We start from the raw sequence: 16,700 nt of genomic DNA on the forward strand, positions 1-16,700 counted from the left end.
GGTGGGCCCCCCGCCCCCCCGGGGGGTGCTGACCGCGGGGGTGCGCGCGCCGGGGGCCCGCCGGCGGGCGCCCGGGGGGGGCGGGGCGCCGGGGCCCCCACGGCCCGGGACGGCGGGACCGTTCGACGGCGCCGCCCCCGTCCCCTGCGCTCCGCCGGACCAGGACCCCCGGCCCCGGTCGCCCCCTGTCTCCCGCAGCCCCTCCGGCACCCGGAGATAAGGGTTCGTGTTCGGATTCGGCGGACGGTACGGGGTCCCCGGCACGTAGGGCCCCGCCCCCTCGCTCCCGGCCCATCCCGGAGCACCGGCCCCTGGATGGGCAGCCCCGCCGCCCGCCCCGCCGTGCCCCGCGTCACCCAGTGCCAGCCGGGCCGCACGTGACCCGGCCGCACCGGTCACCCACGCCAGCAGCGCGCCCGCGGCCCCCGCCGCCGCACCCCAGACCGCGCCGAGCAGCAACGCCATGCCCAGCTGCCCGTGCAGCTGGATCCCCGCGCCGAACGCGTCGAAGCCCAGCACCGACAGCGAGGCGTCCACCGACACATCCGTCAGCCAGGCCAGCAACGGCAGCGTGAGCGCGGTGGCGATCCCCAGCCGCACGGCACACCGCCCGGCGAAACCGAGCGCGCCGGCACGGGAGCCCGGCCCGCCGGCGTCCCCCGCCCCGGCGGAGCCGCCCCCAGGCCCCACCGGTGTCCGGACCGCCGTGAACACCCCGGCCAGCAGCATCAGCAGCGCCGCCGCGACCCCCAGCAGCCACACTCGCCCGTCCAGGTCGGCCAGGTGGCCCAGGGTCACCGACTGGTCGGACTTCGAGTTCAGGAGGTCGTCCAGCGGGTGCGGCAGGAACATGGTCAGGACGCCCGTGGCCCTGCCGTCGAAGGGGACGAAGAGGCCGATCGGGATGCCCAGCCAGACGCCGTTCGGGGCGCCGAGCAGAGCCGCGCCCATGATCCGGGCCGGATGCGGGTCGCCGATCGCCGCGTAGGCCGCCGCCGCCCAGCCGGCCGCCACGGCCACCAGCAGGGCCGTCACCAGCGCCGAGGCCGCCGGCCGCACCACCCGGTGCACCGCCTCCCAGCCGCGCGGCAGCGGGGTCCGGCGCGAGGCCAGCAACGCGATCAGCAGGATGCCCACCGACCAGCCGAGGCCGCCGAGCAGGGTCGCGGCCGTGTCCACGCTGAAGCCGACCGCCGCCTTCGCGTTCACCAGGTCGCCGAGGCGGTCCGGCAGCAGCCCGCCGATGTCACCGATGCCCGGGATCTTCAGCCCGCCGCCACCGCTCCCGCCGCCCGGCAGCTTGTCCAGGCCGAGCGCGCCGCCGTCGATCGTCACGACGGAGTGCCCCGCCCAGGCCAGGCCGCCCAGCGTCGCCACGAACAGCACCACCACCGAGCCCGCGCGGGCCAGCAGTTCGGCCGGGGAGATCACAACTCCCGCCGTGCGCAGGGACCGTAAGAAGAACCATGACAAAAGGAGCGCACCGACCAGGCTCACGCCCAATGGCGTGATCTGGATGGCCGTGTTGGCCTCCGCGCCCTTGAGCCCGAAAGCGGACAGATCTCCGTCCGGGGTGACCGAACCACCCGCCCCGAGCGCCACAACGGCCGCGGTCATCGGGCCCAGTGAGCCCTCCGCGTCGGCCCGCAGCAGATGCAGACCCAGCGCCGCCGTACCCGCCATTCCGATCAACGCCCAGCTCACGGCGGCGATCGCGGACAGCAGGATGTCGGCCCACGGCAGCCGCGCGCCGTACCTCGCGTGCTCGACTCCCGTGCCAGACGCACCAGCACTCATGACAGGCCCCCCGATCCGCAGCCGACCCGGACCACTCCGTCGCGCTTGTCCCCCTCGCGTGGATTACCACTCTCCGGCCCGGTTTCAACCCCGTCAACGGAAAGAGTTGAAGCGCTCGTACGAGGCCTCGACAAGGCCCGGCTTTCGGTCAGAGGGCCGAGCCTGAAATAGTTCCCGACGATGTTCGACATCCCTAGACTCCCTGTGTTGGGGGTAACTCGGGGGACTACTCATGGGGCTTGGAGTGCCGGAACTCGTACTGGAATCAAACGGAAGCACCTGGACGCTCGATCCGTCCAGGTCATACACCCTCGGACGTGATCCGCAGGGGGACATCGTGTTCGACGACGCCAGGGTCTCCTGGCGGCACGCCACGATCAGCTTCGACGGCCGCAGTTGGGTCATCGAGGACCACGGCAGTACCAACGGCACGTTCGTGCAGAGCGGGCGGGTCCAGCGGTCGGAGATCGGCCCTGGCTCGGCCGTTCATCTCGGCAACGCGAACGACGGACCGCGCCTGAGTCTCTCCGGCGCCGCGGCCGCCGTCGCGCAGCCGCAACCCCAGCAGCAGCCGTACGCGGCGCAGGGGGCGGGCGGCGCGGGCTGGTCCCCGTCGCCGGCTCCGCAGCCGGCGGCCGCACAGTCGTCGGCTCCGCAACAGGGCCGGCAGCCGGCCCCGCCGGCGATTCCGCAGCAGCAGAGCGCCCCGGCCATGGCCTCTGCCGGCGGTGCGGGGGCGCCGCCGGTCTACGGCGACCGCAGCCCGACCACGTTCCACCAGTTCTCCATCGGCCGCGTGATGCGCATCGGCCGTGCCCTGGACAACGAGCTGGTCGTCTCCGACCTCCAGGTCTCGCGCCACCACGCGGAGTTCCACTCCACGCCCGACGGCCGTATGGAGATCCGCGACCTCGGCTCGCACAACGGCACGTACGTCAACGGTATGCCGATCGCCAAGAGCGGCAGTGCGCTGCTCGACGCGAACGACATCGTGGGCGTCGGCCACTCCACCTTCCGGATCGTCGGCGACCGGCTCGAGGAGTTCGTCGACACCGGTGAGGTCTCCTTCTCCGCACGCCACCTGACCGTGACGGTCGACGGTGGCAAGCAGATCCTCAAGGACGTCTCCTTCGGCGTCCCGGAGAAGTCCGTGATCGCGGTCATCGGCCCGTCGGGATCCGGCAAGTCGACCCTGCTCAAGGCGCTGACCGGCTACCGCCCGGCCAACGAGGGCGAGGTGCTGTACGACAACCGCAACCTGTACAAGCAGTTCGCCGAGCTGCGCCAGCGCATCGGTCTGGTCCCGCAGGACGACATCCTGCACAAGGAGCTGACCGTCAAGAAGGCCCTCAAGTACGCGGCCAAGCTGCGCTTCCCCGCCGACACCACGGCCGAGGAGCGCGAGGCCCGCATCGACGAGGTGCTGCGCGAGCTGAAGCTGGACATCCACAAGGAGAAGAAGGTCACCTCCCTCTCCGGCGGCCAGCGCAAGCGCGTGTCGGTGGCCCTGGAGCTGCTCACCAAGCCGTCGCTGATCTTCCTCGACGAGCCCACCTCGGGTCTCGACCCGGGCATGGACCGCGATGTCATGCAGCTGCTGCGCGGCCTCGCCGACGACGGCCGCACGGTCCTCGTCGTCACCCACTCGGTGGCCGAGCTGGCGCTGTGCGACAAGCTTCTGGTGATGGCGCCGGGCGGCGCGGTCGCCTACTTCGGGCCGCCGGAGGAGGCGCTGAACTTCTTCGGCTACGACACCTGGGCCGACGTCTTCTCCGCCTTCGAGAACTACCGCGACTACGACTGGGCGGGCCGCTGGAAGGGCTCGCAGCACTACCAGATGTACGCCGCGGACATCGACGCGATCGAGCCGCAGTCCGTACAGATGCCTCCGATGCAGGTGATGAAGCCGCGCAAGCCGCAGGGCTGGATGTCGCAGTTCGTCACGCTGGTGCGTCGATACGTGTCGGTGATCGCCTCCGACAAGGGTTTCCTGCTTCTGACGGTGATCCTGCCGCTCGTCCTCGGCTCGGTCAGCCTGCTGATCGACTCGGGCAAGGACCTGCTGGTCAACACGGAGATCAATCCGGCGACTCAGCAGCCCGTCCCGAACGGCACGGCCACCACGGTCCTGCTGATCCTGGCCGTCGGTGCCTGCTTCGCCGGTGCCGCGAACTCCGTCCGCGAGCTGATCAAGGAACGGGTCATCTACGAGCGGGAGCGGGCGACCGGCCTCTCCCGCTCCGCGTACCTGATGTCCAAGGTCTTCGTGCTCGGCATCGTCACGATCCTGCAGGGCCTGCTGGTCGGCGTCATCGGCTTCGCCAGCCGGAAGATCCCGGACGAGGGCGTGGTCTTCGGCCACCTCACGCTCCTTGAGCTCTGCCTGCCGGTCATGGCGCTGGGCTTCACCTCGATGATGTTCGGTCTGGTCATGTCCGCGCTGGTGAAGACCTCCGAGAAGACCATGCCGCTGCTGGTCATGTTCGCGATCATCCAGGTCGTCTTCACCGGCTGCCTCTTCGCCCTGAACGGCACGGTCGGCGTCAACCAGTTCTCGTACCTGATGCCGTCGCGCTGGGCCGTCGCCGCCGCGGGCGCCACCCTGGACTTCAACAGGATCGCCCCGCCCGGCAAGGGCAAGCCCGACGACCCGCTGTGGGCGCACACCGCCGGCGCCTGGACCCTGGACATGATCGCCCTGGTCGTCCTCGGCGTGGTCTGTGCCTTCCTCGTGGCCCGCTTCCTGCGCCGCCACGAGCCCGAGGTCATGCGCAAGTAGCACGCACGGTCCCCGTGACGCCGTACGACGCCGAAGGGCGGCACCCGCAGTGGGGTGCCGCCCTTCGGCGTGTGCGTGCAGAGGTCCGCGCAGGCCTCAGTACGCGCTGTTGACGTTGTCGATCGAGCCGTAACGGTGCGCCGCGTAGTTGGCGGCGGCGGTGATGTTGGCGACCGGGTCGTAGATGTTCCAGGACGTGCCGGAGACGTGGTACGTCGCGAAGGTCGGCGGGATCACCTGCAGCAGGCCCTTGGAGGGGATGCCGTTGATGGCGTTGATGTCCCAGTTGTTGATCGCGTTCGGGTTGCCCGAGGACTCCCGGATGATGTTGCGGTGCAGGCCGCTGTAGGAGCCCGGGATGCCCTTGGCGTTCATGATGTCGAGGGCCTGGCGGATCCAGCCGTCGAGGTTGTTCGCGTAGGTCTTCGCGGCGACCTGCTGGATCTGCGGGCGCTGCGCGGACCGGCTGGCGGCCTGCTGGGCGGCGCGCTTGGCGGCGGCCTTCCTGACGGCGGCGACGTGCTTCACGTGGGCGGCGTGGACGTGCTTCACGTGGGCGGTGTGCGCCTTCTTCACGTGGGCGACGTGGGCCGCGTGCACCTTCTTCAGGTGAGCGACGTGCAGCTGGTGGGCGGAGGCCTTCTTCTTGGCGGCGATGGCCTCGACCTTGACGTTCTGGAGAGCCAGCTGGTCGGTGACCTTGCCCGTGACGTCCTTGACCTGCGCGGTGCCGAAGGCCGCCTCGGCAGCGGTCCCGGGGGCGCCGGAGGCGATCGTCTCGGCGCTGCTGGGCACGGCCGAGAAGGCGAGGGCGGCGGCGCCGAGCGTGGCGACACCGGCGAGCGCGATCTTGTGGTGCTTGGTCAGGGTGGGACTGTGGGTGTGCTTGGGCATGGCGTGGACCTCTTCGAATAGCGCGGAGGTCGCTCGTTGTCCGCGGGGGAGACCGGCTCCTCCTGCACGAACACCGCGGGGGGAACCCGCGGTGCTGAGCGACGGCAGCCATTCTTAGCGGCCGCAAAATGCCGTGGCAAAGGTGTGACGTACGATCCCCGATAGTGGAGCCCGGATGGGCAAAACGGGACAGACTAGAACGTCTGCCCCGTTCACGCCGGGACCCTTTATCTCCTATGTCCGTTCGTACGTGATGTGCGCCCTATGTGCCGCCTCACATCCGTCTCACATGAATCTCACCAGGAGTTGCTGTCGCAATGCTCTGTGTGAGGGCTCTCCTTCGGGAGGATGAGGTGCACGTCCCCGAACTCGTGCCACAGGTAGAGCCCGCGCAGCGCCTCCTCGTAGCTGCGGTCGACCGCGGCCCGCCCCGCCACCGCCTCCAGCATCAGCAGATGCGAGGCCTCCGGCTCGTGCAGCCCGGTCAGCAGCCCGTCCACCACCCGTACCCCGCGCTCGGGCGTCACCACGAGCTCCGTCCACCCCGCCGCCGCCCGCACCACTCCGTCGGCCCCGGCGGCCGACTCCACGGCCCGTACGGCGGTCGTCCCCACGGCGATCACCCTGCCGTCGCCCGCCTGCACGTTGTTGATGAGCCGCGCCGAGGACTCCGGCACGGCGAAACGTTCCGCGTACGGCGGCTCGTGCACCTCCGCCGACGAAACCCCCGTATGCAGCGTCACCGGCGCGAACTGCACCCCCCGGCTCACCAGCTCCGCCACCAGCCGCGCGGTGAAGGGCCGCGCAGCGCTCGGCATCTCCGCGCTCCCCGCCCCGTCCGCGGACGGCAGCGCGAACACCGTCTGATAGACGGACAACGGCTGGTCCCGCTCCGTATAGGAGTAACGGATGGGACGCCCGTGCTCCCGCAGCACCCCGCGCACGTCCACCGAGGCCCGCGCCCACCACAGCCGCTCGCCCCGCTCGCTCAGCGGCTCCTCCAGGACCAGCCGCCCGCCCCCGGGCAGCCGCACCCCGGTTCCCGTGCGGGTACCCGCACGCGCGCGTGTCGTGCCGTTCCCGTCCGGCTCCCGCAGCTCGACCGCCCACCGCCCGTCGTCCCCGCGCGCGGAGACGTGCACCACCACGTGCGCGTGCCCGACCCGACCGGTCACCGCGGCCGCCAGCGTGGGCGAGGTGTTCACCACCAGCACGTCCCCGGCCCGCAGCAGGCACGGCAGCTCGGCGAAGGCGTGATGCGACACGGCCGTCCCGCGCGACACCAGCAGCCGTACGGCGTCCCGCTCAAGACCCGGCCCGCGCTGCTCGGCCGGCACCCGCGCGGACAGCTCCTCCGGTACCCGCACCACCGTCGTCATCGCCCCTCCACCAGGGCCGGCGCCGCGTACCGCCCGCTCGCCGGCCGCTCGTCCAGAAGCCGCAGGAAGGCCGGGACCACGGACTCCGGCGCCGGCCGCGGATCGTCGTCGTCCGGTACGGCCGCCGCGTACAGGCCGGTCGCCATGTCCCCGGGATCCACCGCCCACACCCGCAGCCCCGGCTCCTCCACGCCGAGCACGGCCGCCAGCTGGTCCATGGCCGCCTTCGAGGCGCCGTAGCCGCCCCAGGTCGCGTACGCCTCGGCGCCCGCGTCCGAGCTGACCGCGACCACCGCACCCGCCGCCGACTCCCGCAGCAGCGGCAGCGCCTCCTGGACCAGGCCCAGCATGGCCACCACGTTCACCTCCAGCGCCCGGCGCAGCCCCGCCGGCGGCAGCTCGCCCAGACGCACCAGCGGCTCGGCCCCCAGCGCGCTGGCGTTGCTCACCAGCAGATCCACCCCGCCCAGCTCCCGCGCGGCGGCCACCAGGTCGGCCCGGTGCCCGCTGTCCGTCACATCGCCGGGCAGCGCCGCCACCCGCGTCCCGTGCGCCGCGACGGCCTCCGCCGCCTCCTTCAGTACCCCGGCCCCCCTGGCGTCCAGCACCAGATCCCAGCCGCGCGCGGCCAGCGCCTCGGCCAGCGCCCGCCCCAGCCCCTTCGAGCCCCCCGTGATGATCGCTACCGGCATGTCAACCGTCCCCTCGGCTTCGCCCGCCCGCTTCGGCGGTGCCCCCAACGTAGGAACGGAACGGTCCCGGCCGCCTCGGACGCGGGCCGCAACCGGGCGGGGCCCTTCGGACTACGCCGCAGGTCCGGTCCCCGCGGCCTAGGTCTCCTGGCCTACGGCCACCGGTCCGCGCCCTGCGCCGTCGGCCCGATCCGCGATGTCGGACCCCGCCGGTACCGTGAGGGCATGAGCCAAGGTCCCCGGTCCGGCCTCGCCGCGGTGAGCTCCGCACTGCTGGCCATGAGCAGGCACCTCGAGGTGCGCGACGTCCTCAAGACGATCGTCGCCTCCGCCCGTGAGCTGCTCGACGCCCAGTACGCCGCGCTCGGCGTCCCCGACGACCACGGCGGCTTCGCCCAGTTCGTCGTCGACGGCGTCACCGACGCCCAGTGGAAGGCCATCGGCCCGCTCCCGCGCCAGCACGGCATCCTCGCGGCGATGCTGCGCGAGGCGAAGGTCGAGCGGCTGGCGGACGTCCGCAGGGACCCCCGCTTCGAGGGCTGGCCCTCGGCCCACCCCGACATGTCCGACTTCCTGGGCCTGCCGATCCGGGACGGGGACGAGGTCATCGGCGCACTGTTCCTGGCCAACAAGAACTGCGAGAAGCCGGAGGGCGGCTGCGGCTTCACCGCCGAGGACGAGGCACTGCTCTCCATCCTCGCCCAGCACGCGGCCATCGCCCTCACCAACGCCCGCCTCTACGAGCGCAGCCGCGAGCTGACCATCGCCGAGGAACGCTCCCGGCTCGCCCACGAGCTGCACGACGCGGTCAGCCAGAAGCTGTTCTCCCTGCGCCTGACCGCCCAGGCCGCCGCCGCCCTGATCGACCGCGATCCCGCCCGCGCCAAGGTCGAGTTGCAGCAGGTGGCCGCGCTCGCCGCCGAGGCCACCGACGAACTGCGCGCCGCAGTCGTGGAGTTGCGCCCCGCCGCCCTCGACGAGGACGGCCTGCTCGCCACCCTGCGCACCCAGGTCCAGGTCCTCGACCGCGCCCACACCGCGCGCGTGACCTTCGCCGCCAGCGGCTTCCGGGCCCTGCCGGCCGCACAGGAGGAGGCCCTGCTCCGGGTCGCCCAGGAAGCCCTGCACAACGCCCTGCGGCACGCCGGGGCCGGCCATGTCGACGTGACCGTGAACCGGCGCGGCGGCGGAGCCGTGCTGCGGGTCACGGACGACGGCGGCGGCTTCGACCCGCACCTCACACGCAGCGCCGGACGCCACCTCGGCCTGGTCTCCATGCGGGACCGGGCGAGCGGCGTCGGCGGCACGCTGACCGTGGAATCGGCGCCCGGCAAGGGCACCACGATCGAGATGGAGGTCCCCGGTGGCTGACGCGATCCGGGTGCTGCTGGTCGACGACCACCAGGTCGTCCGCCGGGGCCTGCGCACCTTCCTGGAGGTCCAGGACGACATCGAGGTCGTCGGCGAGGCCGCCGACGGCGCCGAGGGGGTCGAGCGCGCCCAGGAACTGAGCCCCGATGTCGTCCTCATGGACGTCAAGATGCCCGGCCTGGACGGCGTGGAGGCGCTGCGCAAGCTCCGCGAACTCGACAACCCCGCGCGCGTGCTGATCGTCACCAGCTTCACCGAACAGCGCACGGTGGTCCCGGCCCTGCGCGCGGGCGCCGCCGGATACGTCTACAAGGACGTCGATCCCGACGCGCTCGCCACCGCCATCCGCTCGGTGCACGCCGGGCACGTCCTGCTCCAGCCCGAGGTGGCCGGCGCCCTGCTCTCCCAGGAGGAGGCCAACTCCGGCCAGGGCAGGAGCGGTTCGCTCACCGAGCGGGAGCGCGAGGTGCTCGGGCTGATCGCCGACGGCCGCTCCAACCGCGAGATAGCGCGTGCCCTGGTGCTGTCCGAGAAGACCGTCAAGACGCACGTCTCGAACATCCTCATGAAACTCGACCTCGCCGACCGGACCCAGGCCGCCCTGTGGGCCGTTCGCCATGGCGTGACCGGCTGAAACGCCCTCCGCAACGCTTCACCGACGGCAACCTGGAGGGTCGCCTTCCGGGCTGAGATTCATACCGTCGTGGGAATGTCACCCGGACGGCGCATCCTCTCCCGCCCGCCGCCGTTCTTCAGTGCGTGCTGCGGCGACCGCCGTGGCGATCGCCAAGGAGGGCTCAAGAAGTGAAGAACCTGAAGAAGGCAGCGGCCGTGACGATGGTGGCCGGCGGGATCGTGGCCGCCGGTGCGGGAATGGCCTCCGCCCACACCGGCGGTGCCGCCGCGGCCGGCGCGGCCCACGGTTCTCCGGGCGTCGTCTCGGGCAACGTCATCCAGGCCCCGGTGGACATTCCGGTCAACGTCGTCGGCAACAGCATCAACGTCGTCGGCGTGCTGAACCCCGCCTTCGGCAACCTCGGCCTCAACCACTGAGACCGCGCCGCACGGCGGCATCGACCTCCGGCCTTCCGGGCGCCCCCCGGAAGGCCGGTCGGCTTTTCCGCCCAGCGGCTCTTCGTGCCAACGGCCGTGCCGGCCGGCCCTGCTCCTAACGCCCCCGCTCGCGCTCCTCCACCACCGCGTTGTACGCCGCGACCTGCGCCCGCCGGGCCGTCCGCTCCACCGGCCGCAGCGCCAGCGACCGCCCCGCCATCTCCGAGGCGCTCACCGCCCCGCCGTGCCCGTTGTCGTACGCCAGCGAGATCAGCAGCCCCACCCGCTGCGCCAGCTCCAGCACCCGCACCGCCCGCGGCGGATACCCCGGCGCCAGCACCTCCCGGCCCCGCTCCGCCCGCGCCCGGTACGCGTCGATCGCCGCCTCCGCCACCGGACCCGACCCCGCGACGTCCAGCTTCGACAGCACCTCGGTCGCGTCCCGCAGCGCCTCCGCCAGCTCCCGCTCCGCCTCACCGAGCGACGGCACATCGGCCGGCGGCGCCTCCCGTACCGGCAGCACATGCCAGACCACCTCGACATGCGCATCACCGGCCGGCCCGGCCTCGGAGACCTCCGGCACCAGCCCGAACGCGGCGCCGTGACAGATCACCGCCTCCTCGGCCTCCAGCGCCCGCGCGTTGAACTCCGGCGGCCCGCTCAGCCCCAGCGGATGCCCCGGCGCCGGCAGCGCGACCCGCAGCCCGGTCGTCCCCAGCGCCCGCAGCCGCCCCAGCGCCAGGGTGAGCCCGACCGGAGCGGACTCACCCGGCAGCCCCTCGACCCGATGCACGGCGTCCTCGCCGACGATGGCGAGCACGGCGTCATCCGGAGAGACAAGTCCGGCCAAAAGGGCATTTCCCCACGCGGCAAGGCGTCCTGAACGCGGTTCCGAGAGCATGCCCCCACCCTAAGGACCGGACCGATGGAATGGAGCGCCGCACTCGTGGCGTAGATTTCGTAGGGGCTGCGCCCACCGGCGCCGCCACCCGGGCCACAGGCGTACGCGACAGCCGAGAACGGCGACACTGCAAGGGGAGACAACGCGCTCATGAGCGATGTTCTGGAGCTTCAGGACGTATCTGTGGTCCGGGAGGGCCGGGCTCTGGTGGACCAGGTCTCCTGGTCGGTGAAGGAGGGCGAGCGCTGGGTCATCCTCGGCCCCAACGGCGCCGGCAAGACCACCCTCCTCAACGTCGCGTCCAGCTACCTCTTCCCCAGCAAGGGCACCGCCACCATCCTCGGCGACACTCTCGGCAAGGTCGACGTCTTCGACCTGCGCCCGCGCATCGGCATGGCCGGCGTCGCCATGGCCGAGAAGCTCCCCAAGCGCCAGACCGTCCTGGAGACCGTGCTCACCGCCGCCTACGGCATGACCGCGCACTGGCAGGAGGAGTACGACGAGGTCGACGAGCAGCGCGCCCGCGCCTTCCTGGACCGCCTCGGCATGACCGACTACGTGGACCGGAAGTTCGGCACCCTCTCCGAGGGCGAACGCAAGCGCACCCTGATCGCCCGCGCCCTGATGACCGACCCCGAGCTGCTCCTGCTCGACGAGCCCGCCGCCGGCCTCGACCTCGGCGGCCGCGAGGACCTGGTCCGCCGCCTCGGCCGGCTCGCCCGCGACCCGATCGCCCCCTCCATGATCATGGTCACCCACCATGTCGAGGAGATCGCCCCCGGCTTCACCCACGTCCTGATGATCCGCCAGGGCAAGGTCCTCACCGCCGGCCCGCTGGAGCTCGAACTGTCCTCCCGCAACCTCTCCCTCTGCTTCGGCCTCCCGCTCGTCGTCGAACAGCTCGGCGACCGCTGGACCGCCCACGGACTGCCCCTGTCCTGACGGGCCTTGACCCGGCAAAGCGCACTGTCGGGGTCGGCACCCCCGGCCGTACCATGACTGTGTGAACAGCATCGACGCATGGGTGTGGTGGCTCGTCGTCGCGGCGGCGCTCGGAATTCCGCTCGTGGTGACCGCGATGCCGGAGTTCGGCATGTTCGCGGTCGGCGCCGTGGCCGCCGCCGGCACCTCCGGACTCGGCGCGGGCGTCGTGCTCCAGGTACTCGTCTTCGTCGTCGTCTCGGTCGCGCTGATCGCCGTCGTACGGCCCATCGCCAACCGGCACGCCGCCCAGCGCCCCCAACTCGCCACCGGCGTCGACGCCCTGAGAGGCAAACAGGCCGTCGTACTCGAACGCGTCGACGGCGCCGACGGACGGATCAAGCTCGCCGGTGAGATCTGGTCGGCGCGCTCCCTGCACCCGGACCGTGCCTACGAAGTGGGCCAGGAAGTGGACGTCGTGGAGATCGAGGGGGCCACGGCGATCGTCATCTGACCTCGTAAGACTCAACTGAACAGAAGAGTCCCCGAGTTGCGCGTGCGTCTGTCAGACTCATCCAGCAAGATCTTCAACAACCATAAGATCTGCCGAAGCGTCGAGGCGGAGAAGGGTACGGGGAGCGACGATGGAACCGGTCATCATCGTCCTGGTCATTCTGGTGGTGTTGGTCTTCATCGCCCTGATCAAGACGATCCAAGTCATCCCACAGGCGAGCGCCGCCATCGTCGAGCGCTTCGGCCGCTACACGCGGACCCTGAACGCGGGCCTCAACATCGTGGTCCCGTTCATCGACACCATCCGCAACCGCATCGACCTGCGTGAACAGGTCGTACCGTTCCCGCCGCAGCCGGTGATCACCCAGGACAACCTGGTCGTGAACATCGACACCGTCATCTACTACCAGGTCACGGACGCCCGCGCGGCCACCTACGAGGTCGCCAGCTACATCCAGGCCATCGAGCAGCTGACCGTCACCACGCTCCGCAACATCATCGGCGGCATGGACCTGGAGCGCACCCTGACCTCCCGCGAGGAGATCAACGCGGCCCTGCGCGGCGTCCTCGACGAGGCCACCGGCAAGTGGGGCATCCGCGTCAACCGCGTCGAGCTCAAGGCGATCGAACCGCCGACCTCCATCCAGGACTCGATGGAGAAGCAGATGCGCGCCGACCGTGACAAGCGCGCCGCGATCCTCACCGCGGAAGGCACCCGCCAGGCGGCCATCCTCACCGCCGAGGGCGAGAAGCAGTCCCAGATCCTGCGCGCCGAGGGTGAGGCCAAGGCGGCGGCCCTGCGCGCCGAGGGCGAGGCCCAGGCGGTCCGCACGGTCTTCGAGGCCATCCACGCCGGCGACCCGGACCAGAAGCTCCTCTCCTACCAGTACCTACAGATGCTCCCGAAGATCGCCGAGGGCGACGCCAACAAGCTCTGGATCGTCCCCAGCGAAATCGGCGACGCCCTCAAGGGCCTCTCCGGCGCGATGGGCAACTTCGGCAACCTGGGCGGCGGCTCGAACGGCGGCGGCGGTAGCGTCCCGGCCCAGGAACGCCGCGAGAAGCCGAACATCGACTGACGGTTCTGGAAAACAAAGGTTCCCCGCACCCCGGTAAGGGGCGCGGGGAACTGCGCGACAAGCCACATCGAACCCGCAGCCGCAGAACAACCATCACCAGGCACTCTCTTAGGCGGCCACATCCCCCGCCAGCCACTCAGGCAACGCCGCCAAATCCTCGGCCCCCATGGCCAGCAGCATCGCATCCTGCGGCGAAGGCTCGAACGGCCTCCGAAGCAACGGCATCCCCGCCTGCTCCGGCGTCCGGTCCGCCTTCCGGTGATTGTCCTCCGCGCACGAGGCCACCGTGTTCAGCCAAGAGTCCTGACCGCCCTGGGCCCGAGGCACCACATGGTCGACGGTCGTCGCCCGCCGCCCGCAGTACGCGCACCGGTGCCGGTCCCTGACCAGCACCCCCCGCCTCGACCAGGGCGCCTGTCTCCGGAACGGCACCCGTACATAACGGCACAGCCTGATCACCCGGGGCGCGGGTATGTCCACATCCGCACCGCGCATGCGCAGTTCGGGGTGGGCCTGCTCGACGACGGCCTTGTCCTGGAGCACCAGAACGACGGCGCGGTTCAACGTCACCGTAGACAGCGGCTCGAAGCTCGCGTTCAGCACCAGCGTGTCACGCATCCAGCCCACCTCCCATGTGCACCGTGCCCACCCCCGGCGGGCTTGGATCAACTCTGGACGGGCGCGCCGAGATGGACAACGCAATAAAAACTGCCCGCCTCTGATCACTTCCATGACCAGAGGCGGGCAAACGTTCAATGAACGCTCAGCTGATTTCGCGAACGGCGTCAGCCCTGCTCGGGGTTCTCGTACTCCCCGATGAGCTGCGCCCGCGCGATCGCGTGGAACCGCAGGTTGAACCCGACGACGGCAGGCGACACATCGGCGTCCGGACCGAGCTTCTCCTGGTCCACCGCGTACACCGTGAAGACGTACCGGTGCGGCCCGTCCCCGGGCGGCGGCGCGGCACCGCCGAAGTCCTTCGACCCGTAGTCGTTGCGCACCTGCACCACGCCCTCGGGCAGACCCTCGAACTTGCCGCTGCCCGCGCCCGCCGGCAACTCGGTCACCGAGACCGGGATGTCGAACACGGTCCAGTGCCAGAACCCGCTGCCCGTCGGGGCGTCCGGGTCGTAGCAGGTCACGGCGAAGCTCTTGGTCTCGGCCGGGAAGCCCTCCCACCGCAGCTGCGGCGAGGTGTTGCCCTTGGCGTAGACCTGAGCGTCCTTGAGCGTCGCCCCTTCCTCGATGTCCTCGCTCGTCACCGTGAACGACGGCACGGGCGGATGGAAGTCATGGGGAAGAGGCCGCCGCTTGAGCTCGGTCACCTCGGTACCTCCTGATCGGTACTGATCGATTACGGAACCCGGCACGGAATCCGCGGTTCCCGAGCCTAGAACCAGTTGCGCTTGCTGCCGACCTCGGACAGCCACTGGTTGAGATAAGCCGCCCAGTCGGTCCCGTGGAAGTCGTGCAGACCCACCTGGAACGACCGGAAGGTGTCGCTGCCCTCGCTGAACAGCCCCGGCTTCTTGTCCATTTCGAGGATGACGTCCATGCCGTGCGCATCCGTCACGAAGCTCAGCTCGACCTGGTTCAGCCCCCGGTACTGCGACGGCGGGTGGAACTCGACCTCCTGGTAGAACGGCAGCGTCTGCCGCGTCCCCCGGATGTGTCCCTTCTCCAGGTCCGCGTTCTTGAACCGGAAGCCGAGCTGGATGAAGGCGTCCAGGATCGCCTTCTGCGCCGGCAGCGGATGCACGTTGATCGGGTCCAGGTCCCCGGAGTCGACGGCACGCGCGATCTCCAGCTCGGTGGTCACCCCGATGTGCATCCCGCGCAGCGCCTGCCCGTCGATCATCGTGACGGGCGTCTCCCACGGAATCTCCAGCCCGAACGGCACCGCGTGCACGGCCCCGGCCTGAAGCTCGAAGGCACCGCCGAGCCGCACCTTGCCGAAGCCGATGTTCTGCTTGTACTCCTCGTCGCCGCTCTCCACCTCGACCCGAGCCTGGAGACCCACGGACAGCCCCTGGATCTCCTGGTTCACCGAGCCGCCCTGGATCCGCACCTCGCCCTGGACCACACCGCCCGGTACGACGTTCACCTCGGTGAGCACCGTCTCGACGGACGCCCCGCCGGCCCCCAGGCTCGCGAGCAGCTTCTTGAACCCCATGTCTCTCCTCTATTACGTACGGACCCTTGATCCCTACAAACGCGATCCGGTCGTCACCGGTTCCGGCCCACACCCTGGCAAGCAGACGAATCCTTGACCAGCCCTTGGCGTACCCGGACTGGACTACGCTCGGACGCCATGATCGCGCCCCCGGACCGTATGCCACTCCCCAGAACCTTCTTCGACCGCCCTGTACTGGAGGTCGCCCCCGACCTCCTGGGCCGCGTCCTCGTCCGCACCACCCCGGACGGTCCGATCGCGGTGCGCCTCACAGAGGTGGAGGCGTACGACGGCCCGAACGACCCGGGCTCGCACGCCTATCGCGGTCACACCCCCCGCAACGACGTGATGTTCGGTCCACCCGGACACGTGTACGTCTACTTCACCTACGGCATGTGGTTCTGCATGAACCTCGTCTGCGGTCCGGAGGGCACCGCGAGCGCGGTCCTGCTCCGCGCCGGCGAGATCATCGAGGGCGCCGAGCTCGCGCGTAAACGTCGACTTTCGGCCCGATATGACCGAGAACTGGCCAAAGGACCGGCCCGCCTCGCGACCGCCCTGGGTGTCGACCGGGCCCTGGACGGCACGGACGCGTGTGCCGCCGGCGAGACACCGCTGCGGATACTGACCGGCTCTTCCGTACCCCCCGACCAGGTACGCAACGGTCCACGCACCGGAGTCGCCGGCGAGGGCGGCAACGGCGACGTCCATCCCTGGCGCTACTGGATCGCCAACGACCCCACGGTGAGCCCCTATCGGGCCCATGCGCCACGGCGCCGCTCAAGTTGACGCGTCTCTGGAAGGTGCGTAATGTAGCCCGAGCCGCTTGAACCGGGTACGGCAATCGCCAGCAGCCGGAAGCGGCCACCCACTACCTACGACTTCCCCTGACGGGGTCGATTTCGGCGTGCCTGCATGTCCGAATTCGAGCTCGCGGAAACTCGATTATGAGTCCCGGCGGGAATCGGCTAACGTAGTGAATGTCGAAAGGCCGACAGGCGAAAGCCGGAAAACCTCTAGACAACCCGCCGACCGGGAATCGGACGCCGAAAGGATCTGATAGAGTCGGAAACGCAAGACCGAAGGGAAGCCCGGAGGAAAGCCCGAGAGGGTGAGTACAAAGGAAGCGACCGTTCCTTGAGAACTCA

16 protein-coding genes are annotated in these 16,700 nt (G+C 70.6%); 8 read left to right on the forward strand and 8 right to left on the reverse strand.

Annotated features, from left to right (window positions below):
• Window positions 1–1,797: streptophobe family protein (locus ACWGKQ_RS50145; RefSeq protein WP_453298817.1), on the reverse strand; the 1,797-nt coding region annotated here is incomplete at its 3' end.
• 232 nt (window positions 1,798–2,029) lie between these two features.
• Between ACWGKQ_RS50145 and ACWGKQ_RS50150 the strand changes: the two genes are divergently transcribed.
• Window positions 2,030–4,576, forward strand: a complete 2,547-nt coding sequence (locus tag ACWGKQ_RS50150) for an FHA domain-containing protein (RefSeq protein ID WP_453298818.1) — start codon at window positions 2,030–2,032, stop codon at window positions 4,574–4,576.
• Between the two features lie 96 nt (window positions 4,577–4,672).
• On the opposite strand, the gene ACWGKQ_RS50155 is transcribed toward ACWGKQ_RS50150, so the two are convergent.
• From ACWGKQ_RS50155 to ACWGKQ_RS50165, 3 genes are all read right to left on the reverse strand, one after another.
• A complete protein-coding gene (locus ACWGKQ_RS50155) occupies window positions 4,673–5,470 on the reverse strand; it encodes a transglycosylase SLT domain-containing protein (RefSeq protein ID WP_453298819.1) in 798 nt (265 codons plus the stop codon).
• A 296-nt stretch (window positions 5,471–5,766) separates the two neighbouring features.
• Window positions 5,767–6,849: an S-adenosylmethionine:tRNA ribosyltransferase-isomerase gene (locus tag ACWGKQ_RS50160; protein ID WP_453298820.1), complete on the reverse strand. Its 1,083-nt coding sequence runs from the start codon at window positions 6,847–6,849 to the stop codon at window positions 5,767–5,769.
• Window positions 6,846–7,541 (reverse strand): SDR family NAD(P)-dependent oxidoreductase, encoded by a 696-nt coding sequence (locus ACWGKQ_RS50165; protein WP_453298821.1) that lies wholly within the window; start codon window positions 7,539–7,541, stop codon window positions 6,846–6,848. Before ACWGKQ_RS50165 ends, ACWGKQ_RS50160 begins: the two co-directional genes overlap by 4 nt.
• 225 nt (window positions 7,542–7,766) lie before the next feature.
• Here ACWGKQ_RS50165 and ACWGKQ_RS50170 point away from each other — a divergent pair, with 225 nt between their 5' ends.
• From ACWGKQ_RS50170 to ACWGKQ_RS50180, 3 genes are all read left to right on the forward strand, one after another.
• On the forward strand, window positions 7,767–8,912 hold the full coding sequence (locus ACWGKQ_RS50170; protein WP_453298822.1) for a GAF domain-containing sensor histidine kinase: 1,146 nt from the start codon (window positions 7,767–7,769) through the stop codon (window positions 8,910–8,912).
• A complete protein-coding gene (locus ACWGKQ_RS50175; RefSeq protein ID WP_453298823.1) occupies window positions 8,905–9,546 on the forward strand; it encodes a response regulator in 642 nt (213 codons plus the stop codon). The genes ACWGKQ_RS50170 and ACWGKQ_RS50175 overlap by 8 nt, the downstream gene beginning before the upstream one ends.
• Before the next feature lie 170 nt (window positions 9,547–9,716).
• Entirely contained in the window at window positions 9,717–9,965 is a 249-nt protein-coding gene (locus tag ACWGKQ_RS50180; RefSeq protein ID WP_453298824.1) for a chaplin, read from the forward strand.
• Between the two features lie 115 nt (window positions 9,966–10,080).
• On the opposite strand, the gene ACWGKQ_RS50185 is transcribed toward ACWGKQ_RS50180, so the two are convergent.
• A complete protein-coding gene (locus ACWGKQ_RS50185; RefSeq protein ID WP_453298825.1) occupies window positions 10,081–10,866 on the reverse strand; it encodes a hypothetical protein in 786 nt (261 codons plus the stop codon).
• Between the two features lie 150 nt (window positions 10,867–11,016).
• Between ACWGKQ_RS50185 and ACWGKQ_RS50190 the strand changes: the two genes are divergently transcribed.
• From ACWGKQ_RS50190 to ACWGKQ_RS50200, 3 genes are all read left to right on the forward strand, one after another.
• On the forward strand, window positions 11,017–11,808 hold the full coding sequence (locus ACWGKQ_RS50190) for an ABC transporter ATP-binding protein (RefSeq protein WP_351705766.1): 792 nt from the start codon (window positions 11,017–11,019) through the stop codon (window positions 11,806–11,808).
• A 61-nt stretch (window positions 11,809–11,869) separates the two neighbouring features.
• Window positions 11,870–12,301, forward strand: coding sequence for an NfeD family protein (locus ACWGKQ_RS50195; protein ID WP_453298826.1), 432 nt, complete (start codon window positions 11,870–11,872; stop codon window positions 12,299–12,301).
• A gap of 130 nt (window positions 12,302–12,431) precedes the next feature.
• Window positions 12,432–13,379: an SPFH domain-containing protein gene (locus ACWGKQ_RS50200; RefSeq protein WP_453298827.1), complete on the forward strand. Its 948-nt coding sequence runs from the start codon at window positions 12,432–12,434 to the stop codon at window positions 13,377–13,379.
• 108 nt (window positions 13,380–13,487) lie between these two features.
• Here the strand turns inward: ACWGKQ_RS50200 and ACWGKQ_RS50205 are convergent, their stop codons facing one another.
• The 3 genes from ACWGKQ_RS50205 to ACWGKQ_RS50215 all read right to left on the reverse strand — a co-directional run bounded on the left by ACWGKQ_RS50205 (window position 13,488) and on the right by ACWGKQ_RS50215 (window position 15,552).
• Window positions 13,488–13,997 carry an HNH endonuclease gene (locus ACWGKQ_RS50205; RefSeq protein ID WP_089107846.1) on the reverse strand — a complete coding sequence of 170 codons (510 nt, stop codon included), beginning with the start codon at window positions 13,995–13,997 and terminating at the stop codon, window positions 13,488–13,490.
• Window positions 13,998–14,164: 167 nt separating this feature from the next.
• Window positions 14,165–14,704, reverse strand: a complete 540-nt coding sequence (locus ACWGKQ_RS50210; RefSeq protein ID WP_453298828.1) for a YbhB/YbcL family Raf kinase inhibitor-like protein — start codon at window positions 14,702–14,704, stop codon at window positions 14,165–14,167.
• A 65-nt stretch (window positions 14,705–14,769) separates the two neighbouring features.
• The gene (locus ACWGKQ_RS50215; RefSeq protein ID WP_453298829.1) at window positions 14,770–15,552 is read right to left on the reverse strand and encodes a sporulation protein; all 783 of its coding nucleotides are present in this window, start codon (window positions 15,550–15,552) and stop codon (window positions 14,770–14,772) included.
• 138 nt (window positions 15,553–15,690) lie between these two features.
• On the opposite strand from ACWGKQ_RS50215, the gene ACWGKQ_RS50220 reads away from it, so the two are divergent.
• Window positions 15,691–16,341 carry a DNA-3-methyladenine glycosylase gene (locus ACWGKQ_RS50220; RefSeq protein WP_453298830.1) on the forward strand — a complete coding sequence of 217 codons (651 nt, stop codon included), beginning with the start codon at window positions 15,691–15,693 and terminating at the stop codon, window positions 16,339–16,341.
• The last annotated feature ends 359 nt before the right edge of the window (window positions 16,342–16,700 follow it).

Source organism: Streptomyces sp. NPDC054770, assembly GCF_053611985.1.

Bases quoted from the DNA above. Each gene is read 5' to 3' on its own strand.
- ACWGKQ_RS50220 (WP_453298830.1), top strand. From the start codon at position 15,691: ATGATCGCGCCCCCGGACCGTATGCCACTCCCCAGAACCTTCTTCGAC.
- ACWGKQ_RS50215 (WP_453298829.1), bottom strand. From the start codon at position 15,552: ATGGGGTTCAAGAAGCTGCTCGCGAGCCTGGGGGCCGGCGGGGCGTCC.
- ACWGKQ_RS50190 (WP_351705766.1), top strand. From the start codon at position 11,017: ATGAGCGATGTTCTGGAGCTTCAGGACGTATCTGTGGTCCGGGAGGGC.
- ACWGKQ_RS50200 (WP_453298827.1), top strand. From the start codon at position 12,432: ATGGAACCGGTCATCATCGTCCTGGTCATTCTGGTGGTGTTGGTCTTC.
- ACWGKQ_RS50185 (WP_453298825.1), bottom strand. From the start codon at position 10,866: ATGCTCTCGGAACCGCGTTCAGGACGCCTTGCCGCGTGGGGAAATGCC.
- ACWGKQ_RS50170 (WP_453298822.1), top strand. From the start codon at position 7,767: ATGAGCCAAGGTCCCCGGTCCGGCCTCGCCGCGGTGAGCTCCGCACTG.
- ACWGKQ_RS50150 (WP_453298818.1), top strand. From the start codon at position 2,030: ATGGGGCTTGGAGTGCCGGAACTCGTACTGGAATCAAACGGAAGCACC.
- ACWGKQ_RS50155 (WP_453298819.1), bottom strand. From the start codon at position 5,470: ATGCCCAAGCACACCCACAGTCCCACCCTGACCAAGCACCACAAGATC.
- ACWGKQ_RS50205 (WP_089107846.1), bottom strand. From the start codon at position 13,997: ATGCGTGACACGCTGGTGCTGAACGCGAGCTTCGAGCCGCTGTCTACG.
- ACWGKQ_RS50165 (WP_453298821.1), bottom strand. From the start codon at position 7,541: ATGCCGGTAGCGATCATCACGGGGGGCTCGAAGGGGCTGGGGCGGGCG.
- ACWGKQ_RS50160 (WP_453298820.1), bottom strand. From the start codon at position 6,849: ATGACGACGGTGGTGCGGGTACCGGAGGAGCTGTCCGCGCGGGTGCCG.